Here is an 18634-nt window from a genome sequence, read left to right as displayed (position 1 = left end):
TTTAAATTATGCGCCGAATTTTATCGATTTTATTAGAAAATGAATCAGGAGCGTTATCTCGTGTAATAGGTTTATTTTCACAACGTGGGTATAATATAGATAGCCTAACAGTCGCTCCTACTGAAGATAATCAAATATCTCGATTAACTATTCAAACTTTTGGAAATAAAAAAACTATTGAACAAATTGAAAAACAACTACAAAAATTAATTGATATTCATCAAGTTATCGAAATAACTAATAAAAACTACATAGAAAGAGAAATTTTGCTAATAAAAATTCAAATACAAGATTTTAAAAAACTACACAAAATGAATCAATTAATAGAAATTTATAACGGCATTCTTATTAATGATTCTAAAGAACAATACATTATCCAAATTACAGATACTAGCCATACAATTGACTCATTTTTAAAAATTGTAAAACAATCGTTTACCATTATAGAATCGTCTAGATCTGGAATAATTAGTATCAATTGTTGTAAATAAAAAACAATAATCATTGTTATTAATTAATATGATATAGATTAATTTATAATATTCATTATAACTATTTTATACATTTTCTATTAAATATCTAACCATGTTTTATTCCCTATAAACAATGTTTTAGAGAATGTATAAATTTAAACTTAATTATAAAAATCATGTTACATATACCAGTACTACTCCAAGAATCAATAAATGCTTTAAAAATTAAACCGACAGGTACATATATTGATGGGACATTTGGATCAGGGGGGCATTCATTAGAAATATTAAAAAATATTGGACCTAAAGGAACATTATACGCTATTGATCAAGATCCTTATTCTATAAGAATAGGTAAAAAAATACAAGATAAAAGATTTTTTATTAAATACGGAAATTTCTCTAACATTATTAAAAATTTATATTTTCGTAATAATATACGAGTTAATGGAATTCTATTAGATTTAGGAATTTCATCAGTACAATTAGATATAGCTGATAGAGGTTTTTCGTTTATGAAAAATGGACCATTAGATATGCGAATGAATAATCAATCAGGAATACCGGCATGGAAATGGTTACAAAAATCTAGTCAAAAAAAAATAGAATATGTTTTAAAAAATTTTGGAGAAGAACGATACGCTAAAAAAATCTCTTATGCTATTGTTAACCAGAATAAAAAAAATCTTATTATAAATACATTTGATTTGGTTGATATTATAAAAAAAATAATACCAACACAATACAAATATAAACAAAAGCATCCCGCTACACGCACTTTTCAAGCAATACGCATTTATATTAACTCTGAAATAGATTCATTAAAAAAAACTTTAAATCTATCTACAAAGATATTAAAAAAAAAAGCACGAATAGCTATTATTAGCTTTCATTCAATTGAAAGTAGAATTATAAAAAATTTTTTTAAAAAAAATAGTGGTCATATTAGTTTTCCCCAAGGATTACCGATTTCTAATAATCAAATAATTAAATATTCAAAAAAAAAATTGAAAATTATTAAAAAAATTAAACCTAGCAATCAAGAAATTCAAAAAAACCCTCGCGCACGCAGCGCAATATTAAGAATTGCTGAAATATTATAAGCTGAAAAATTTATAAAGTATTATGTTATGATAAAAAAAATAGACAATATCCAAATACTATTAAATCCTTGGATCAATAATATTCCTCAAAAAAAAATTTGTAATATCACCAGATGCAGTCAAAAAATAAAAATTGGTGATTTATTTATATCATTAAACCAAAAAATAAATATACATAAAAAATCTATTATAAATGCTATTAAAAATAAAGCAAATGTCGTTTTATATGAAACAAAAAAAAATAAACACGGATTATGTATATCAACAAAATATAATACACTTATTATTTATTTTAAAAAATTAAGAAATTATATCCATGATATATATGAAAGATTTTTTAGTTATCCACAAAAAAAAATTAAATTAATCGGAGTAATAGGAACTTACGGAAAAACTACTGTTACTAACTTAATCGCACAATGGGAACAATTAATTAATAAAAAAATCGGTGTAATAAAAAATTTAGAAGATACGAAAAATATATTTCAATCAACTATGAAGAATAGTATTCATTACTATAATAATGTTCAAAAAATACTATATCGGTTAGTAAAAAAAAAAATAGATCTTACCATATTAGAAATGCCTTATACCGTATTAATGCAAAAACAAATATCTTATTTAAAATTTGAATCAATAATATGTACTAATATAACTAACAACAATATAAACGGACAGAAAAATATGTTTGAAAAAGAAAAAATTAAGTTTTCTTTTTTAAATAAAAATACAATAAAAACCATTATTTTAAATGGAAATGAAAACATTGCAAATAATTGGATAAACAAAATAAAAAATAAAAAAATTATATTTATTACTACACTTAAAAAAAACGATATCTTTAATACAAAATATTGGATTCATACTATCAAAATTATTTATAGTACTTTGCGTACAAAAATTTTTTTTAATTCAACATGGGGGTCCGGGCATTTATATAGCTCATTAATTGGTGACTTTAATGTTACCAATATAATTCTCGCAATGGCAACAATGATATCATTAAAACATCCATTAAACATATTGATTCCAAGCAGTAAATTTTTACGACCTATTCATCGTAAAATGGAAAAAATTCAGATAAATAATAGTCCTTTATTTATTATTAATAATATTCATACACCACAAATATTGTATCGAACATTATCTTCATTAAAAAATTATCAATATAAAAATATCTGGTGTATCTTAGGATATAAAAAAACACAAAATATCAGTGAGAGAAAAATCATAGGGAGCATTGTAGAAAAATTTTCTGATTTTATCATATTAATTAATAATGATCCTCATAAAAACCATGAATTATTAATTATTAATGAGATAATAATGAATTATTATAAAAAAAATAAATTTTTTATATTTTACAAAATAAAAAAAGCAATACAATTTATTTTTTATAAAACTAATAAATATGATATAATATTAGTTTCAGAAGAAGAAAAAAAAGTAAAAAAAATTATCAAATATATGAAATTATTATCAAAAAAAAATATTGTTTCTACTGATACAGTGTACGAATAATAGAACTTAATTAATATTTAAATTAACCAAAATAAAAAATATTATTTTTATATCCAAAAATATATTTATATTCAATAAGCTTGAATTAACTATAATCAAGAAATAAATATATTTACTATTATTAATCGCAAAATATTATCATTTTAAAAAATCAAAAAAGTATATCATATATTTAAATAAACATTTTTATTAATTAAAATCAAAATATATTTATATATATAAATATAATATCGTATATACTTATATATATAATCAGTATTTATACATAAAAAACATATTATATACTGCAGTTATAAACATAATCAATATAAAAATAAAAATCTAGTTTAGTTAAATCATATGAATCTTTCAACAAAAAAAAATATCATTGTCGGGTTAGAAATAGGAACTACAAAAATAATTGTGTTAATAGGAGAAATTCTTGAATGTGGGATTATTGATATAATTGGTTTTAGTAAACATCCAACTCAAGGTATAAAAAAAGGTAATATTAATAATTTAGAACTATTAACACAATGTATTAATAGTTCTATTCATGACGCAGAAGAAATGGCTAAATGTAAAATATATTCTGTATATTTATCAATATCACATAATGAAATTAATTGTCAAAATGAAATTGGTATCACTCCTATTAAAAGTAAAGAAATTACAAAAAAAGATATAGAAAAAGTTATTAAAACCGCTAAATCTGTTAAAATAAAAAATAATCATAATATTTTACATATTATTCCACAAGAATTTTCTATTGATGACCAATCGGGAATTAAAAACCCAATCGGATTATCCGGTGTACGCATGCAAGCTAATGTACATTTAATTACAGGCAATAAAAATATTAAAAAAAATATTATTAATGCTATTAAAAAATGCGGAATTAATGTTAAAAAAACTATATTTACCGGACTAGCATCTAGCTTATCGATTTTAACAGAAGAAGAAAAAAATTCAGGAGTCTGTTTGGTAGATATGGGCGGTGAAACAATGCATGTTAGTATCCATATAAAAGGCTCTTTATATCATAATGTTGTAATTCCTTATGCAGGAAATACAGTTACACGTGATATTGCTTATGCATTTTCTTTATCATTTTCAGATGCAGAATTTATAAAAAAAAAATACGGATATGCTGTTGCGGATCTATCTATGACATGTAAAAATATAGAAATTTTTAATAAAAATGGTAATAAAATTGATCACTGTCATTATCAATCTTTAACTGAAGTTATTGAACCAAGATATACTGAATTATTACACTTAGTAAATAATGAAATTATAAACTTATATGATAAATACAATATTAAAAAAAATAAATATCAAAAAATATCTAATGTTATACTTACTGGAGGTTCTTCAAAAATAAAACATTTGTTAAAATGTGCAAATAAAATATTTCAAGCACAAATTATAATAAAAAAACCTTGCAATATACCCAAAATACCCGAATATCTTCATCAACCAGAATATGCTACTATTATCGGGTTACTACAATATGGAAAAAATTATCAACAATCTTCTCGGAAAAAAAATCAATCTCCGAGATTTTTACAATATTTATTTAACCAAATCAAATGCTGGTTACATGAATAATTAAATCTTAAAAATTTTTAATAATATTAAATATCTTAATATAATGGAGTATATTTTATGTTTGAACCGTCTGAATTAAATAATGATGCAGTTATTAAAGTGATTGGTGTTGGCGGAGGCGGTAGTAATGCTGTAGAACATATGGTTCGCGAAAAAATAGAAGGAGTTGAATTTTTTGCTATTAATACGGATGCACAAGCATTAAGAAAAATAGCTGTCGGACAAACGATACAAATTGGTAATACCATAACCAAAGGATTAGGTGCTGGAGCAAATCCTGATGTAGGAAAAGATTCTGCTGAAGAAGATAAAGAAACATTAAAATCAGCATTAGATGGAGCAGATATGGTATTTATAGCCGCTGGAATGGGCGGTGGAACAGGTACTGGAGCCGCACCAGTAGTAGCGGAAGTTGCCAAAGAACTTGGCATTTTAACCGTTGCAGTAGTCACAAAACCTTTTAGTTTTGAAGGAAAAAAAAGAATGAATTTTGCTGAACAAGGATTAAATGAGTTATCTAAATACGTTGATTCATTAATTACTATTCCTAATGATAAATTATTGAAAGTATTAACTCGTGGAATATCGTTGTTAGATGCATTCGGAGCGGCAAATGATGTTTTAAAAGGTGCAGTACAAGGAATCGCAGAACTAATTACACGACCTGGTTTAATGAATGTAGATTTTGCAGATGTAAGAACTGTAATGTCAGAAATGGGATATGCTATGATGGGAACAGGATCAGCATCAGGAGAAAATAGAGCTGAAGAAGCGTCAGAAATCGCTATATCTAGCCCTTTACTCGAAGATATAGATTTATCTGGAGCTCGAGGAGTATTAGTAAATATTACTGCTGGTTTTGATTTAAGACTAGATGAGTTTGAAACTGTTGGAAATACCATACGTGCATTTTCTTCTGATAATGCTACAGTTGTCATTGGTACTTCATTAGATCCTCAAATGGATCATGCCTTGCGAGTAACTGTAGTTGCTACCGGTATTGGTATGGAACAAAGATCTGGAATTTCTTTTATGAGAAACCAGACTTCCAAAGAATTATTATCAGATTATAGAAATCAAACCTTACAAAAAAATCGAATTATAAATCACACTAAACAATCGCAAAAAAATATCAATAATAATTTATCACAACCAAAAAAATATGAAAAAAATTTTTTAGATATACCGGCTTTTTTGAGAAGAAAAAAATAAGATTATTTATCATAAAAAATATATTCTTGAATCAAAATTATTCATAAATATCATTCATTAAAAATATAGAAAATTTTTACAATTGTATCATAAATCTAATTTTTAAAATATTATTAACCACATAAATCATTAATTTAATTAATGATTATATCATAATATGATCTAATAAAATTTTTATAACTTTTACAAAAATAGCGTTTATATGAATACATCAACATTTCCATTCAATATTACTATTGAAGCAATTAATAAAATAAAACAACTTATAATTATAAAAAAAAAATTAAAATTTAAACTACGTATTTATATAACCGGAGGCGGTTGTAGTGGTTTTCAATATGGATTTAAACTAATAAAGATGATAAATAAAGACGATCTTCATATTAAACAATCTGGAATAGAAATTGTCATTGATCCTATTAGTTCTCAATATTTAATAAAAGGAAAAATAGATTATGTAGAAAATTTAGAAGGTTCTAAATTTATCATAATTAATCCAAATGCTAAAACAACATGTGGCTGCGGATTATCATTTAGTATATAACATACTAATACGATTATTTTAATATAAATTTATATTAACAAATAATAAAACGATGTCATCGTATAATTACTACTTTGAATAGTAATATTATAAAAAATTTTATTTAGAGCAGGTTATTTCCTGCTCTGTGGAGTTAATAATATAACATCATTAATAATTTTTAAAATTAATTAACTTAACGCATTAATTACGAATATAAAAATGTCAATGAATAAAAATTAAATTAAACATGAATACATGCATAAAATAATTAAAATAATAATACTATTTTATATAGTATTGAGATATATTTAATTGATTAAATCAGTTGCGGTTTTATTAAATAATTGGGCAGATATATTAATCGATTCAGATAAAGAAGGATGAGAATGAATTGTTAATGCTAAATCTTCTATATCGCAGCCCATTTCGATAGATAAATTAATTTCTGATAATAATTCTCCGGCATGTCTACCAACAATAATACCCCCGATGATTCTATTATCATCAGCATTAACAATTAATTTTGTAATACCGCGTTCAGAACAATTGGAACTGATTGCTTTACCTGAAAATTTCCATGGCATCATAACTGATCGACAATTAATTCCTATTAATTTTGCATTTTCTTCTGTAATACCGGTCCACGCAACTTCCGGATCACAATATGCAACGCATGGAATTACCTTAGGTTCAAAAAAGTGTTTTTTACCAGAAATAACTTCAGCAGCTATATGCGCTTCATGTATACCTTTATGAGCCAACATCGGTGCTCCTACTACATCTCCTATAGCAAAAATATTTGATATACTTGTACGCATTTGATTATTAACTTTAATAAAACCTGAAGGATTTAATTTAACCTCGATGTTAGACAAATTTAAATTATTTGTATGAGCTTGTCTGCCAACAGAGATTAGTACATTACTATATATTTTATTTTGTAATACATCACTATTTTTTTGTGTTTTTAAAGTTATTCCGGAAGTACCAGCAACCAAATCAACCACAGATGTATTTAAATACACCTTAAAATCATTTCGTGTATATTGAATAAACATATCACTAATATCTTTATCAATAGATGGAAAAAACCTAGTGGCACTATCTATAATATCTACTCGTGATCCTAAAGAGCTGTATATTGTAGCCATTTCTAATCCAATAATTCCGGCACCAATAATTAATAATTTTTTAGGAATTATAGTAAAATTTAAAGCATCAGTAGAATTCCAAATACGATTATCTCTCTTAGAGAACTGAGATAATTCTCTCGGCTGCGATCCAGTTGCGATAATAGCATAATTAAAGTGAATATTATATATAATATCTTTATATGTAACTTCTAATAAATTTTTATTTAAAAATTTAGCTATTCCTTGTATTATATCAACTTTTCTATATTTAGCTAAATCACTTAAACCGCGATTTAATTGATAAATAATATTATTTTTCCAATTCCTAACTTGAACAATGTTCAACTGATTAGAATTACCGATATTTATTTTATATTTAGAAAATTCTTTTATTTCTTTAATTAAATTAGTTAAATATAATAATGATTTTGATGGAATACAACCAACATTCAAACAAGTACCACCTAAAATACCATATTTTTCTATAATTAAAGTAGACAATCCTAAATCAGAACATCGGAAAGCTGCCGAATATCCCGCCGGACCACCGCCAATTACTACTACATCAATATCAATATTTTTTTTCATAAAAAACTCTTTTTATTAATAAAAATAAATTTCTATCTTGATTAAAATTCTATGCTTAAAAATTACAATATCATTGTTTTATATTTAAAAATGATTACATTAGCAAAGTTCTAATGTCAGATAATAACTGAACTAAAAAATTCGTAAAACGTACTCCATCAGCACCGTCAATTATACGATGATCATATGATAAAGAAAATGGAAGAATTAAACGAGGATAAAATTTTTTTTGATTCCAAATAGGCTTTATTGTAGCTTTTGATATACCTAATATACAAGCTTCTGGAGCATTAATGATAGGCGTAAAACCAGTACCGCCAATTCCTCCTAAACTAGAAATAGTAAAACTTCCATCCTTCATATCATGAATATCTAATTTATTGTTTTTAGCTTTTTGAACAATATCAAAGATTTTATATGAAATTTCACTAATATTTTTATTTTTTAAATTCTTCAAAACAGGAACTAATAATCCATCTTTAGTATCTACAGCAATACCTATATTAATATTTTTTTTCAAAATAATGCTGTTATTACTAGAATGCAAAACACTATTAAATCTCGGATATTCCAATAAAGCTCGTATAACAGATTTTACTAAAAATGAAAGAATCGAAATTTTCTTATAACTTTTATCATGTAAATAACGAGAATTATATAATTTTCGAAAATCTTCTAAATCAGTGATATCTGCTTCATTAAATTGAGTAACATGTGGAATATTTTTCCAATTATTTAATAAACGATTACCAGAAATACGCTGAATCTTAGTTAATGATTGATACGATTGATTATCATCAATATGATCTATATTTTTATGATTAGAATCAGTATATCCGGTATTATGTTCACATAAAGTATTAGACATCTGTTTCATATTATATTTTTCTATATCTTTACAAGTAATTCGACCTTTAGAACCGCTTCCGGTTAAGTTTAATAAATTTATATTTAATAATCTTGCAATACGTCGTACTTTAGGAGACGCATAAATATCGTTAATAACATTATTAATAATGTTTTTTTGATCTAATAAATGCGGAGTATTTAATTGCTCCCTGTCGTATAGGTTACTGTCATTTATAGTATTTGTTGTTAAGTACTGATTTGAATCAGTATTTTCTAAAATCATAATCAAATTATTAACAGATAATTTATCTCCTACGTTAACAGAAATTTTTTTAATAATTCCAGAAAATGGAGAAGGTATTTCTAATACGGATTTATTACTTTCTACCGAAATTAAACCGTCTTCTTTTTTTACTTCATCTCCTATTTTTACTAAAATTTCAATTACCTCGACACTTTTCACACCAATATCTGGTACATAAACTTCTACGTCCACTATATCACCTCTTATGCTAAACGTGGATTCTGTTTATTGGAAATAATATTTAATTTTTTTAAAGCATTATCAAGGATATCAGGGCTAATTTTTCCTTGTTCGATTAATGCATCTAATGCCGCGCTGACAATATATGATTCATCAATTTCAAAAAAATTACGTAATTTTTTACGACTATCTGATCTACCATATCCATCAGATCCTAAAACACGAAATATATTCGACGGTACATATGCTCGAATTTGTTCCGCAAAAATTTTTATATAATCAGTAGCTGCTACAGCAGGTGACTTGTTCATAATAGAAGTAATATACGGTTGTTTCTTTTTATTCAATGGATGCAATATATTCCATCGTACACAATCTTGACCGTCACGAGCCACCTCGGTAAAAGATGTAACACTATAAATATCTGATCCTATTTGATATTCAGATAATAAAATTTTAGCTGCTTCTTTTACACATCGTAAGATAGATCCAGAACCTAATAATTGAATATGTCCTTTAGTACCATGATATGTACGTAATTTATATATTCCTCTACATATACCTTCTATCATATCATCAGATATACTTGGCATATTATAATTTTCATTTAAAGTTGTTATATAAAAAAAAACATTTTCCTGTTTTTTTCCATACATCCGTTCTAATCCAGATTGTATAATCACTACTAATTCATAACTATATGTTGGATCATAAGAAATACAATTAGGTATAGTTGCAGATAAAACATGACTATGTCCGTCAGCATGCTGTAATCCTTCACCATTTAATGTACTTCTTCCGGAAGTTGCTCCAATTAAAAATCCTCTAGCCTGTTGATCTCCACAAGACCATAATAAATCTCCTATTCTCTGAAAACCAAACATAGAATAATAAATATAAAAGGGTATCATTGGAAAATTATTTGTGCTATATGATGTTGCTGCAGCTAACCATGAAGAACCAGCGCCCAATTCATTGATACCTTCCTGTAAAATCTGACCTTGACAATCTTCTCTATAATAAAACATCTGATCTTTATCTGCTGGCGTATATTGTTGTCCTTTATGATTATAAATACCAATCTTGCGAAATAAACCTTCCATTCCAAAAGTACGTGCTTCATCAGCTATAATTGGTACAATTCTATTTTTTAAATGAACATTATTCAATAATAAATTCAAGATACGAACAAACATTATAGTTGTAGAAATAGGTCTTTTTTGCTTTTCTAATAATGACTGAAAATCTTTTAAAGTAGGAATGGTTAACACTTCGGAAAAATTTTTTAAACGTACAGGTATATAACCTTTTAATTTTCTTCTGTGATGATGCATATATTTATATTCTATAGAATCAGGAGAAAATTTTATATAAGGTAATTTTTTCAATGAACCCGAATCTAATTTTATTTTTAATTGACGTTGTAAATGTTTGATATCTTTAATATCTAAATGTTTAACTTGATGAGCGATATTTTTACCTTCAGCAATATTACCTAACCCATAACCTTTAATAGTATGAATTAGTATAACTACTGGTTTATTTTTAATCAATTTAGCAGAATAAAAAGCAGAATATAATTTTTTAAAATCATGCCCTCCTCTTTTTAACTTCCAAATATCCTTATCAGTCATATTATCAACTAATTTTTTTGTTTCTGTATATTTATTAAAAAAATATTTTCGAATATAAGCACCATCTTTTGATCTTAAATTTTGATAATCACCATCTAAAGTTTCATTCATTAATTTTTTTAAGTGTCCTGAAGTATCTTGTTCTAATAAATGGTCCCATGAACTACCCCAAATAACTTTAATAACATGCCATCCAGCTCCTAAAAAAAAATCATTTAGTTCATTAATAATTTTACCATTACCGTTTACCGGTCCATCTAATCGTTGTAAATTACAATTAACAATAAATATTAAGTTATCAAGTTTTTCTCGTGCTGCTATAGTAATAGCACCTTTTGATTCCGGTTCATCCATTTCTCCATCTCCTAAAAAAACATATACTGTTTGTTTAGAAGTATTTTTTAAATTTCTATTATTCAAATATTTTAAAAATTTTGCTTGGTAAATGGCAGAAATAGCACTTAAACCCATAGATACAGTAGGAAACTGCCAAAAATTAGGCATTAATTTTGGATGAGGATATGAAGATAATCCTTTTCCATCAGTTTCTTGTCTAAAATTATCCATTTGTTCTTCTGTTAAACGATCTTCTAAAAAAGCTCTTGCATAAATACCCGGCGATATATGTCCTTGAAAATAGATTAAATCACCTCCATCATTCTTGTTAGAAGCACGAAAAAAATGATTAAAACAAACTTCATACATCATAGCAGAAGACTGAAATGAAGAAATATGTCCTCCTAAATCTAAATTTTTTTTAGAAGCTCGTAATACCATCATAACTGCATTCCATTGTATTACTGAACAAATTTTTTTTTCTAATCTTATATTTCCTGGGTATGGAAGTTCATTACTAACATGAATAGTATTCACGAAATCTGAAACATCATTTTGATGTACATAAGTATTTTTTAATAATTTTATATTTAGAATTTTATCTATTATAAAATGAGCTCGTTTTATACCATGTCTTGTAACTACTGCCTCAATAGCATCCATCCATTCAGATGTTTCTACTGGATCAATATCTTTAAAAATATTCCGTGGCATAATTAATAAACCTTTCAGTTAAATATATGTTAATTATTGAATAATTTAATAATTTTAATAATTTTATATATTTTATTAATATTTATTATATTAATAAAATATATATACTATGTATAGTATACATATTGAAAAATTACATATATTCATGATAAATACAATTAAAATTATATAAATATAGATATATATTTTTTTAAAAACGTATATATTTTATTATTCAGGATCCCTCAAAATATATGTCTTATAAATAAAAAATCTAGTAAATTTATAAATAATGATTATAGTAAAAATATTTTTATATTTAATAAATATTTTTATATTAAATATTAATATTATTAATTAATATTAATAGATTTCATAATTAGCATATGAAATGCATCATAATCTTTTTGATCAAGTAAACGAGTATATATATTTTTTTTTTGTTCAAAATCCATATAAAAAATGTTTATCAAACATTTAATTACATTATTTTTTATTGATTCTAGCATTGTTTGAAACATAAAAAATGATTCTCGTTTATATTCTTGTTGTGGATCTTGTTGTGCATATCCTCTTAAATGAATACTATGTCGTAAGAAATCTACTGTATTTAAATGTTCCACCCAAAAAATATCTAATATTTGCAACATTACCGATTTTTCTATCATATTAGAATATTGATTAGTAATTAATTGAGTATTTTTACTATAACTAAACTGTATTGTAGTAACTATCAAATCAATTAATTTATCTACATTATTATATAAAGTAGTATCATGCTCTAAAAATTTATTTATTGACTTAATAAAATAAAAATTATTTTTTAATTCTTGTTCTAGAGCCAAAAAACTATCTGCATTCACAACATCTCCTGACATATATTGTTTTATACAAAAATAAATACGATCTTTTAAAATCGATAAAATATGATCATGAATATTAGAATTTTTAATTAATTTATTTCGTTCGTGGTATATTACTGCACGCTGTTCATTAATGATATTATCATATTCTAATAATTGTTTTCTTGCATCAAAATTTTGATTTTCTATTTTTTTCTGAGCTCTTTCAATAGCTATATTTAACCACGGATGCTCAATAGATTGACTTTTCTGTATTCCAATAGTCTTAATAAAACTAATTATATTATCTGAAGCAAAAAAACGTATTAACGAATCATCCAATGATAAATAAAATCTAGATGAACCTGGATCTCCTTGCCGACCAGATCTCCCACGTAATTGATTATCAATCCTACGCGATTCATGTCTTTCTGTACCAATAATATGCAATCCACCTGATTTTACTACTAGTTTATTTTTTTTACACCACAATTTATTAAATGAAGAATTTTTATTAAAATAATGTTTTATATTATTTTTATATCGATTAATACCTCCTAATACAATATCCGTTCCTCTTCCGGCCATATTTGTCGCAATAGTAACAGCCGCTGGTTCACCTGCTTGAGCTATAATATTAGCTTCTTGCGCATGTCTTTTAGCATTTAAAATATTATGTTTAATATTTATTTTTTTTAAAAGTTTAGAAATTTGTTCGGATTTTTCAATAGAAACCGTTCCTACTAGTACCGGTTGTTGTCGATCTACACAATCTTTTATATCAGATAAGATGGCATTCATTTTATCAGTTTCTGACAAATAAATTAAATCAGACATATCATGACGAATCATAGGTTTATTTGTTGGAATAACAACTGTATCTAAATTATAAATAGAATTAAATTCAAATGCTTCAGTTGAAGCTGTACCTGTCATTCCTGAAAGTTTCACGTATAAACGAAAATAATTTTGTAAAGTAATAGTAGCTAAAGTTTGAGTATCGTTTTGTATACAAACATTTTCTTTGGCTTCTATAGCTTGATGTAGCCCATCAGACCATCTTCTACCGGACATAATTCTTCCAGTATGTTCATCAACAATAATTATTTTTTTATCTTGTATAATATAATCTATATTTTTTAAAAAAATATAATGTGCTTTCAAAGCTAATAGCATATGATGAATAAAAAAAATATTTTTAGATAGATATAATGATTCTGTTTTTAATAAAAAATTATATTTTACTAATAAATTTTCTATTTTTATTAATCCTTTTTCAGTTAAATGAATTTGACGTTGTTTACTATCAATATAAAAATCACCTACTTGAGATATTTTATTATAATTCTTTTTATTTTTAGGAATTAAAAAAGGAACCAAAGAATTTATACGCTGATATAAAGAATTACTATCTTCAATTGGTCCTGAAATTACTAATGGAGTTCGAGCTTCATCAATTAAAATAGAATCTACTTCATCGATTAAAGCAAAATATAACTTTCTTTGTACTTTTTGAGTTTGACAAAAAACCATATTATCTCGTAAATAATCAAAACCATATTCGTGGTTCGTTCCATATGTAATATCTGCCAAATATGCTATTTTTTTATCTTGTTGAGAAATTCCAGAAATATTTAATCCAACACTTAAACCTAAAAATTCAAATAAAATACGATTTTTACTAGCATCTCTTTTTGCAAGATAATCGTTCATAGTAACAATATGAACTCCATGACCAACTAATGCATTTAAATACGCCGGTAACGTGGCTGTTAATGTTTTTCCTTCGCCAGTACGCATCTCTGCAATACAGTGTCGATGTAAAATTATTCCTCCTAAAATCTGAACATCAAAATGACGCATACCAAACACTCTTTTACTAGCCTCGCGAATTACAGAAAAAGCTTCAGGAAGCAATGAATCAACTGTATCACCATATTTTAATCGTAACTTGAACTCATCTGTTTTTTTTTTTAATTCATTATCTGATAATTTTAACAAATCTTTTTCTAAGAAATTAATCTTAATAACAAGATCATTTAAATTTTTCAAGATACGCTCGTTACGGCTCATAAAAAAATTATTAATTATTTTACCTAACATACTAAATCTCATATTCGCTAATACTACCAATAAAATTACAATATAATTTAAAATTATTTAATAAAATATAAAAAACTATATATAAAATCTTTAAAAAATTAAAAATAAATATACAATATCAACGTTAAAATAATATAAATTCAAAAAATTTAACAATATACATAAAAATATTTTTATATAATCTACTATCCATATAGTAGTATGTTTTATACATATAATTTACTAAACATGTATTATATATACTATCTATTCCATTGTCATGTTTAAATAATATCTAACATGAAATATATTCAAAAGTTTTTATATAAAAATATTGACTATTACTTATAATATTTAAATATAACTGATGTATCAAAATAATAGATTTTATTCTGATCAAAATTAATTTTTAAATTTTATAAAAATTAATAATTAGTATCATACTATATAAATTCTAAAATAATTAAAATAAATCTATATATTTAAACACATTATATTTTATAGGTATAGAATAATACTCAGGATATGAAGCAGACAAAAAATATAATCCTTGCGATGGTACTGTAGAATAACTTTTTTTTATATTTTTTTCATGTAAAACCTGTTTTACCCAATAAGTATTACGTTTTGATAATCCTACAACTATTAAACATCCTACGATATTTCTAACCATATGATATAAAAAAGAATTAGCAGTAATATCAATAATGATAAAATCATGAATACGATATACTGTTAATGAGCTAATTTCTCTATAAGCAGAAAGGGATTGGCAACCACTACTTTTAAAAGCAGTAAAATCATGTTGACCAAGTAACCATTTAGAACTATATCGCATTTTTTTAATATCTAATATATTTCTTACATGAAAATAATATTTAGTTAAAAAACTAGATCGTACTCTTCGATTAAGAATTAAATAACGATATGATCGCGACAATGCTGAAAACCTCGCATCAAAATCGGATGAAATTTTTCGTAACCACAATACTGTTATATCAGTTGGTAATAATGAATTTATACCTTTCAACCATACTTTTGAACTTCGCATAATATGAGTATTAAAATGAACAATTTGCATAATCGCATGTACTCCTCTATCCGTGCGACCAGCACAAACTACATCTATTTTATAATTAGCTATTTTAGACAAAGCCTGCTCGAGATACCCCTGTATAGTTAAAACTGATCTTTGTTTTTGCCATCCAAAATACATACTTCCGTCATATTCTACACCAAAAACAAACTTCATTTATGTTTCCTAATTATTAATTCTAAAGTTGTTAATTATATCTTAAAATTATTAAGTGTAATATATGTATATTACATTATAATACATAAGAATTTTCGTATTATATCAGTTTACTTAACATAAAATATATAGATATATCTCTATATAAAAAATTTTACAAAAAATTAAAAAAATTTTTATATTTATATATATAAATAACATATATCTTTTTTAATTCATGTACATATTAAATATGTAAGATAATTTAAAAAAAAATCAAAATAATATATTATACATAATAATTTTTTAAAAAATATTAAAAATATATTTTCTATTTTAGAATATAAATAAAATTTATATCCGTTCTTATAATAAGAATTATTGTTCTATTTAATTTAAAATAATCATATAAATATTTTTATCAAAATAATTATTTTTATAAAAATATTTCATATATAAACTATATAAATTAAAAATTAATATTTTTAAAAATATTTTTATATTACATACATTAAATTTATTTTTTATATTGTAATAAAAATTATTTTAATTGTTATTAAATATTAATATATTGTTAAATATGCAATATATTAATATTATTGATATCAAGATACTATATGTTAGTATAGTACGAAATATAAAATATATATTCATTATATTATTTTAAAAAATATTTAATAAAAATATTTCAATTATAAAATATATTGATATATATATTAAATATTTTTTTAATATGAAACTAAAATATTGTATGTTTATTTAAAAATAAATACTATGTATTTAAATACTATATATTTTTATCTAGTATAAAATTACTAATTTTAAGAAACTATATATAAATATAAAAAATAGCGTCGATATTACCATATGAATCTAATTATAAAAAAAAATCATAATATATCTCAAAGAGAGATTAGCAAAAATTCTATGAAAGTATTGTACAGATTAAATAAATCAGGTTATGAAGCTTATTTGGTAGGTGGCGGAGTACGAGATTTATTGTTAGGTAAAAAACCTAAAGATTTTGATATTGCAACTAACGCGAAACCAAATGAAATTAGAAAACTATTTAAAAATTGTAGATTAATAGGTAGACGATTTATTATTGCACATTTAATCTTTAAAAATGAAATTATTGAAGTATCAACATTTCGAGCAAATAATGATACTCCTGCAAATCATAAATCATATTCTTCTCATATAAAAAAATCAAATAACGGAATGTTATTATGTGATAATAATTTTGGAAAAATCGAAGAAGATGCTTATAGACGTGATTTAACAATTAATGCATTATATTATAGTATTAAAGATTCAGGAATTAGGGATTATATAGGAGGCATTAAAGACATTAAACTAAAAATAATTAGATTAATTGGTAATGCTGAAACTCGATACCGAGAAGATCCAGTACGTATGTTAAGAGTCATACGTTTTTCAGTACGTTTACAGATGTGTATAGAGAAAAAAACTGCAGAACCAATTAATAAATTATCAAAATTATTAAAAAATATTCCACCAGCTCGACTATTTACTGAATCCATAAAATTATTTTGTTTCGGATATGGTTATTTAAGTTATATGCGATTAAAAAAATATTCTTTAATATATATCTTATTACCTTTTTTAGTAAACAAATTCAGTAAAAATAATACTATTTTTTTAAACAATATTATTGTTTATTGTTTTAAAAAAGTAGATTCTCCCACTTCTAAAAAAATATTACGATGTCCTGAATTTTTATTTGCATCTTTGTTATGGTATCCGTTAACAGAAAAGATACAAGAATTATCAATTAATAAAAAATTAAAATATTTTAAAGCATATTCTATATCTGTTAATTATATATTAAAAAAATATTCAATTTTACTTGGAATACCTAAAAATATTCTATTAAATATTGAAAAAATATGGAATTTACAAAAAGAAATAGAAACTAAACAAAATTGCGAAACTAAAACAATTATTCAATATAATAATTTTTTTCGAGCTTTAGAGCTTATTTCATTACGTTCTAAAACAGAAAATAAACATGAATTAAAAAAATTTTATTCATTTGGAATAAAAAAATATTTTTTTTTTAAAAAAAAATTAATGTAAATTACATATTTACTAAATATAAAATTTAACTCTTATTTATAATCATAAAATATACATATCAATATTTGATTTTGACATATCTTTATTATACATATACAAAATATCTTTAATACTATCACATTATTTGTATCATATTATCTCATCAAAAATAACATTACTTATATTATTTTAACGTTCTTAAAATAAATAATTTTAAAATTAAATATAAAATATTATTTTTATTTATATTATTTCATA

Annotated in this window: 12 protein-coding genes; 7 read left to right on the top strand and 5 right to left on the bottom strand. The window is 24.0% G+C overall.

Going from position 1 to position 18634, the window contains the following annotated elements:
- Positions 1 to 8: 8 nt before the first annotated feature.
- From ilvN to erpA, 6 genes are all read left to right on the top strand, one after another.
- On the top strand, positions 9 to 491 hold the full coding sequence (ilvN, locus tag APCICUMA2628_RS00730; protein WP_154027313.1) for an acetolactate synthase small subunit: 483 nt from the start codon (positions 9 to 11) through the stop codon (positions 489 to 491).
- Between the two features lie 158 nt (positions 492 to 649).
- Complete coding sequence (rsmH, locus tag APCICUMA2628_RS00725) at positions 650 to 1576, top strand: 16S rRNA (cytosine(1402)-N(4))-methyltransferase RsmH (RefSeq protein ID WP_154027311.1); 927 nt, start codon at positions 650 to 652, stop codon at positions 1574 to 1576.
- A 27-nt stretch (positions 1577 to 1603) separates the two neighbouring features.
- Positions 1604 to 3097 (top strand): Mur ligase family protein, encoded by a 1494-nt coding sequence (locus tag APCICUMA2628_RS00720; RefSeq protein ID WP_154027309.1) that lies wholly within the window; start codon positions 1604 to 1606, stop codon positions 3095 to 3097.
- A 339-nt stretch (positions 3098 to 3436) separates the two neighbouring features.
- Complete coding sequence (ftsA, locus tag APCICUMA2628_RS00715; protein ID WP_154027307.1) at positions 3437 to 4687, top strand: cell division protein FtsA; 1251 nt, start codon at positions 3437 to 3439, stop codon at positions 4685 to 4687.
- A gap of 57 nt (positions 4688 to 4744) precedes the next feature.
- Positions 4745 to 5899: a cell division protein FtsZ gene (ftsZ, locus tag APCICUMA2628_RS00710; protein ID WP_154027305.1), complete on the top strand. Its 1155-nt coding sequence runs from the start codon at positions 4745 to 4747 to the stop codon at positions 5897 to 5899.
- Between the two features lie 202 nt (positions 5900 to 6101).
- A complete protein-coding gene (gene erpA, locus APCICUMA2628_RS00705; RefSeq protein ID WP_154027303.1) occupies positions 6102 to 6443 on the top strand; it encodes an iron-sulfur cluster insertion protein ErpA in 342 nt (113 codons plus the stop codon).
- A gap of 290 nt (positions 6444 to 6733) precedes the next feature.
- Here the strand turns inward: erpA and lpdA are convergent, their stop codons facing one another.
- The 5 genes from lpdA to truA form a co-directional block, all read right to left on the bottom strand.
- Entirely contained in the window at positions 6734 to 8146 is a 1413-nt protein-coding gene (gene lpdA, locus APCICUMA2628_RS00700; RefSeq protein ID WP_154027301.1) for a dihydrolipoyl dehydrogenase, read from the bottom strand.
- A gap of 94 nt (positions 8147 to 8240) precedes the next feature.
- Positions 8241 to 9491, bottom strand: coding sequence for a 2-oxo acid dehydrogenase subunit E2 (locus APCICUMA2628_RS00695; RefSeq protein ID WP_154027299.1), 1251 nt, complete (start codon positions 9489 to 9491; stop codon positions 8241 to 8243).
- An 11-nt stretch (positions 9492 to 9502) separates the two neighbouring features.
- On the bottom strand, positions 9503 to 12163 hold the full coding sequence (aceE, locus tag APCICUMA2628_RS00690; protein WP_154027297.1) for a pyruvate dehydrogenase (acetyl-transferring), homodimeric type: 2661 nt from the start codon (positions 12161 to 12163) through the stop codon (positions 9503 to 9505).
- A gap of 332 nt (positions 12164 to 12495) precedes the next feature.
- Positions 12496 to 15087 (bottom strand): preprotein translocase subunit SecA, encoded by a 2592-nt coding sequence (gene secA / locus APCICUMA2628_RS00685; protein ID WP_154027295.1) that lies wholly within the window; start codon positions 15085 to 15087, stop codon positions 12496 to 12498.
- A gap of 442 nt (positions 15088 to 15529) precedes the next feature.
- Positions 15530 to 16318, bottom strand: coding sequence for a tRNA pseudouridine(38-40) synthase TruA (truA, locus tag APCICUMA2628_RS00680; RefSeq protein WP_154027293.1), 789 nt, complete (start codon positions 16316 to 16318; stop codon positions 15530 to 15532).
- Positions 16319 to 17164: 846 nt separating this feature from the next.
- On the opposite strand from truA, the gene pcnB reads away from it, so the two are divergent.
- Positions 17165 to 18397 (top strand): polynucleotide adenylyltransferase PcnB, encoded by a 1233-nt coding sequence (gene pcnB, locus APCICUMA2628_RS00675; RefSeq protein ID WP_154027291.1) that lies wholly within the window; start codon positions 17165 to 17167, stop codon positions 18395 to 18397.
- Positions 18398 to 18634: the final 237 nt, after the last annotated feature.

The sequence above is a fragment of the Buchnera aphidicola (Cinara cuneomaculata) genome (assembly GCF_900698865.1).
Taxonomy (GTDB): domain Bacteria; phylum Pseudomonadota; class Gammaproteobacteria; order Enterobacterales; family Enterobacteriaceae; genus Buchnera_F; species Buchnera_F aphidicola_AA.
The sequence above is the reverse complement of the archived record's forward strand: the minus strand, read 5'-3'. Positions and strand labels throughout refer to the sequence as shown.

Coding starts and splice junctions, on each gene's coding strand:
- ilvN (WP_154027313.1), top strand. CDS start 9: ATGCGCCGAATTTTATCGATTTTATTAGAAAATGAATCAGGAGCGTTA.
- rsmH (WP_154027311.1), top strand. CDS start 650: ATGTTACATATACCAGTACTACTCCAAGAATCAATAAATGCTTTAAAA.
- APCICUMA2628_RS00720 (WP_154027309.1), top strand. CDS start 1,604: ATGATAAAAAAAATAGACAATATCCAAATACTATTAAATCCTTGGATC.
- ftsA (WP_154027307.1), top strand. CDS start 3,437: ATGAATCTTTCAACAAAAAAAAATATCATTGTCGGGTTAGAAATAGGA.
- ftsZ (WP_154027305.1), top strand. CDS start 4,745: ATGTTTGAACCGTCTGAATTAAATAATGATGCAGTTATTAAAGTGATT.
- erpA (WP_154027303.1), top strand. CDS start 6,102: ATGAATACATCAACATTTCCATTCAATATTACTATTGAAGCAATTAAT.
- lpdA (WP_154027301.1), bottom strand. CDS start 8,146: ATGAAAAAAAATATTGATATTGATGTAGTAGTAATTGGCGGTGGTCCG.
- aceE (WP_154027297.1), bottom strand. CDS start 12,163: ATGCCACGGAATATTTTTAAAGATATTGATCCAGTAGAAACATCTGAA.
- secA (WP_154027295.1), bottom strand. CDS start 15,087: ATGTTAGGTAAAATAATTAATAATTTTTTTATGAGCCGTAACGAGCGT.
- truA (WP_154027293.1), bottom strand. CDS start 16,318: ATGAAGTTTGTTTTTGGTGTAGAATATGACGGAAGTATGTATTTTGGA.
- pcnB (WP_154027291.1), top strand. CDS start 17,165: ATGAATCTAATTATAAAAAAAAATCATAATATATCTCAAAGAGAGATT.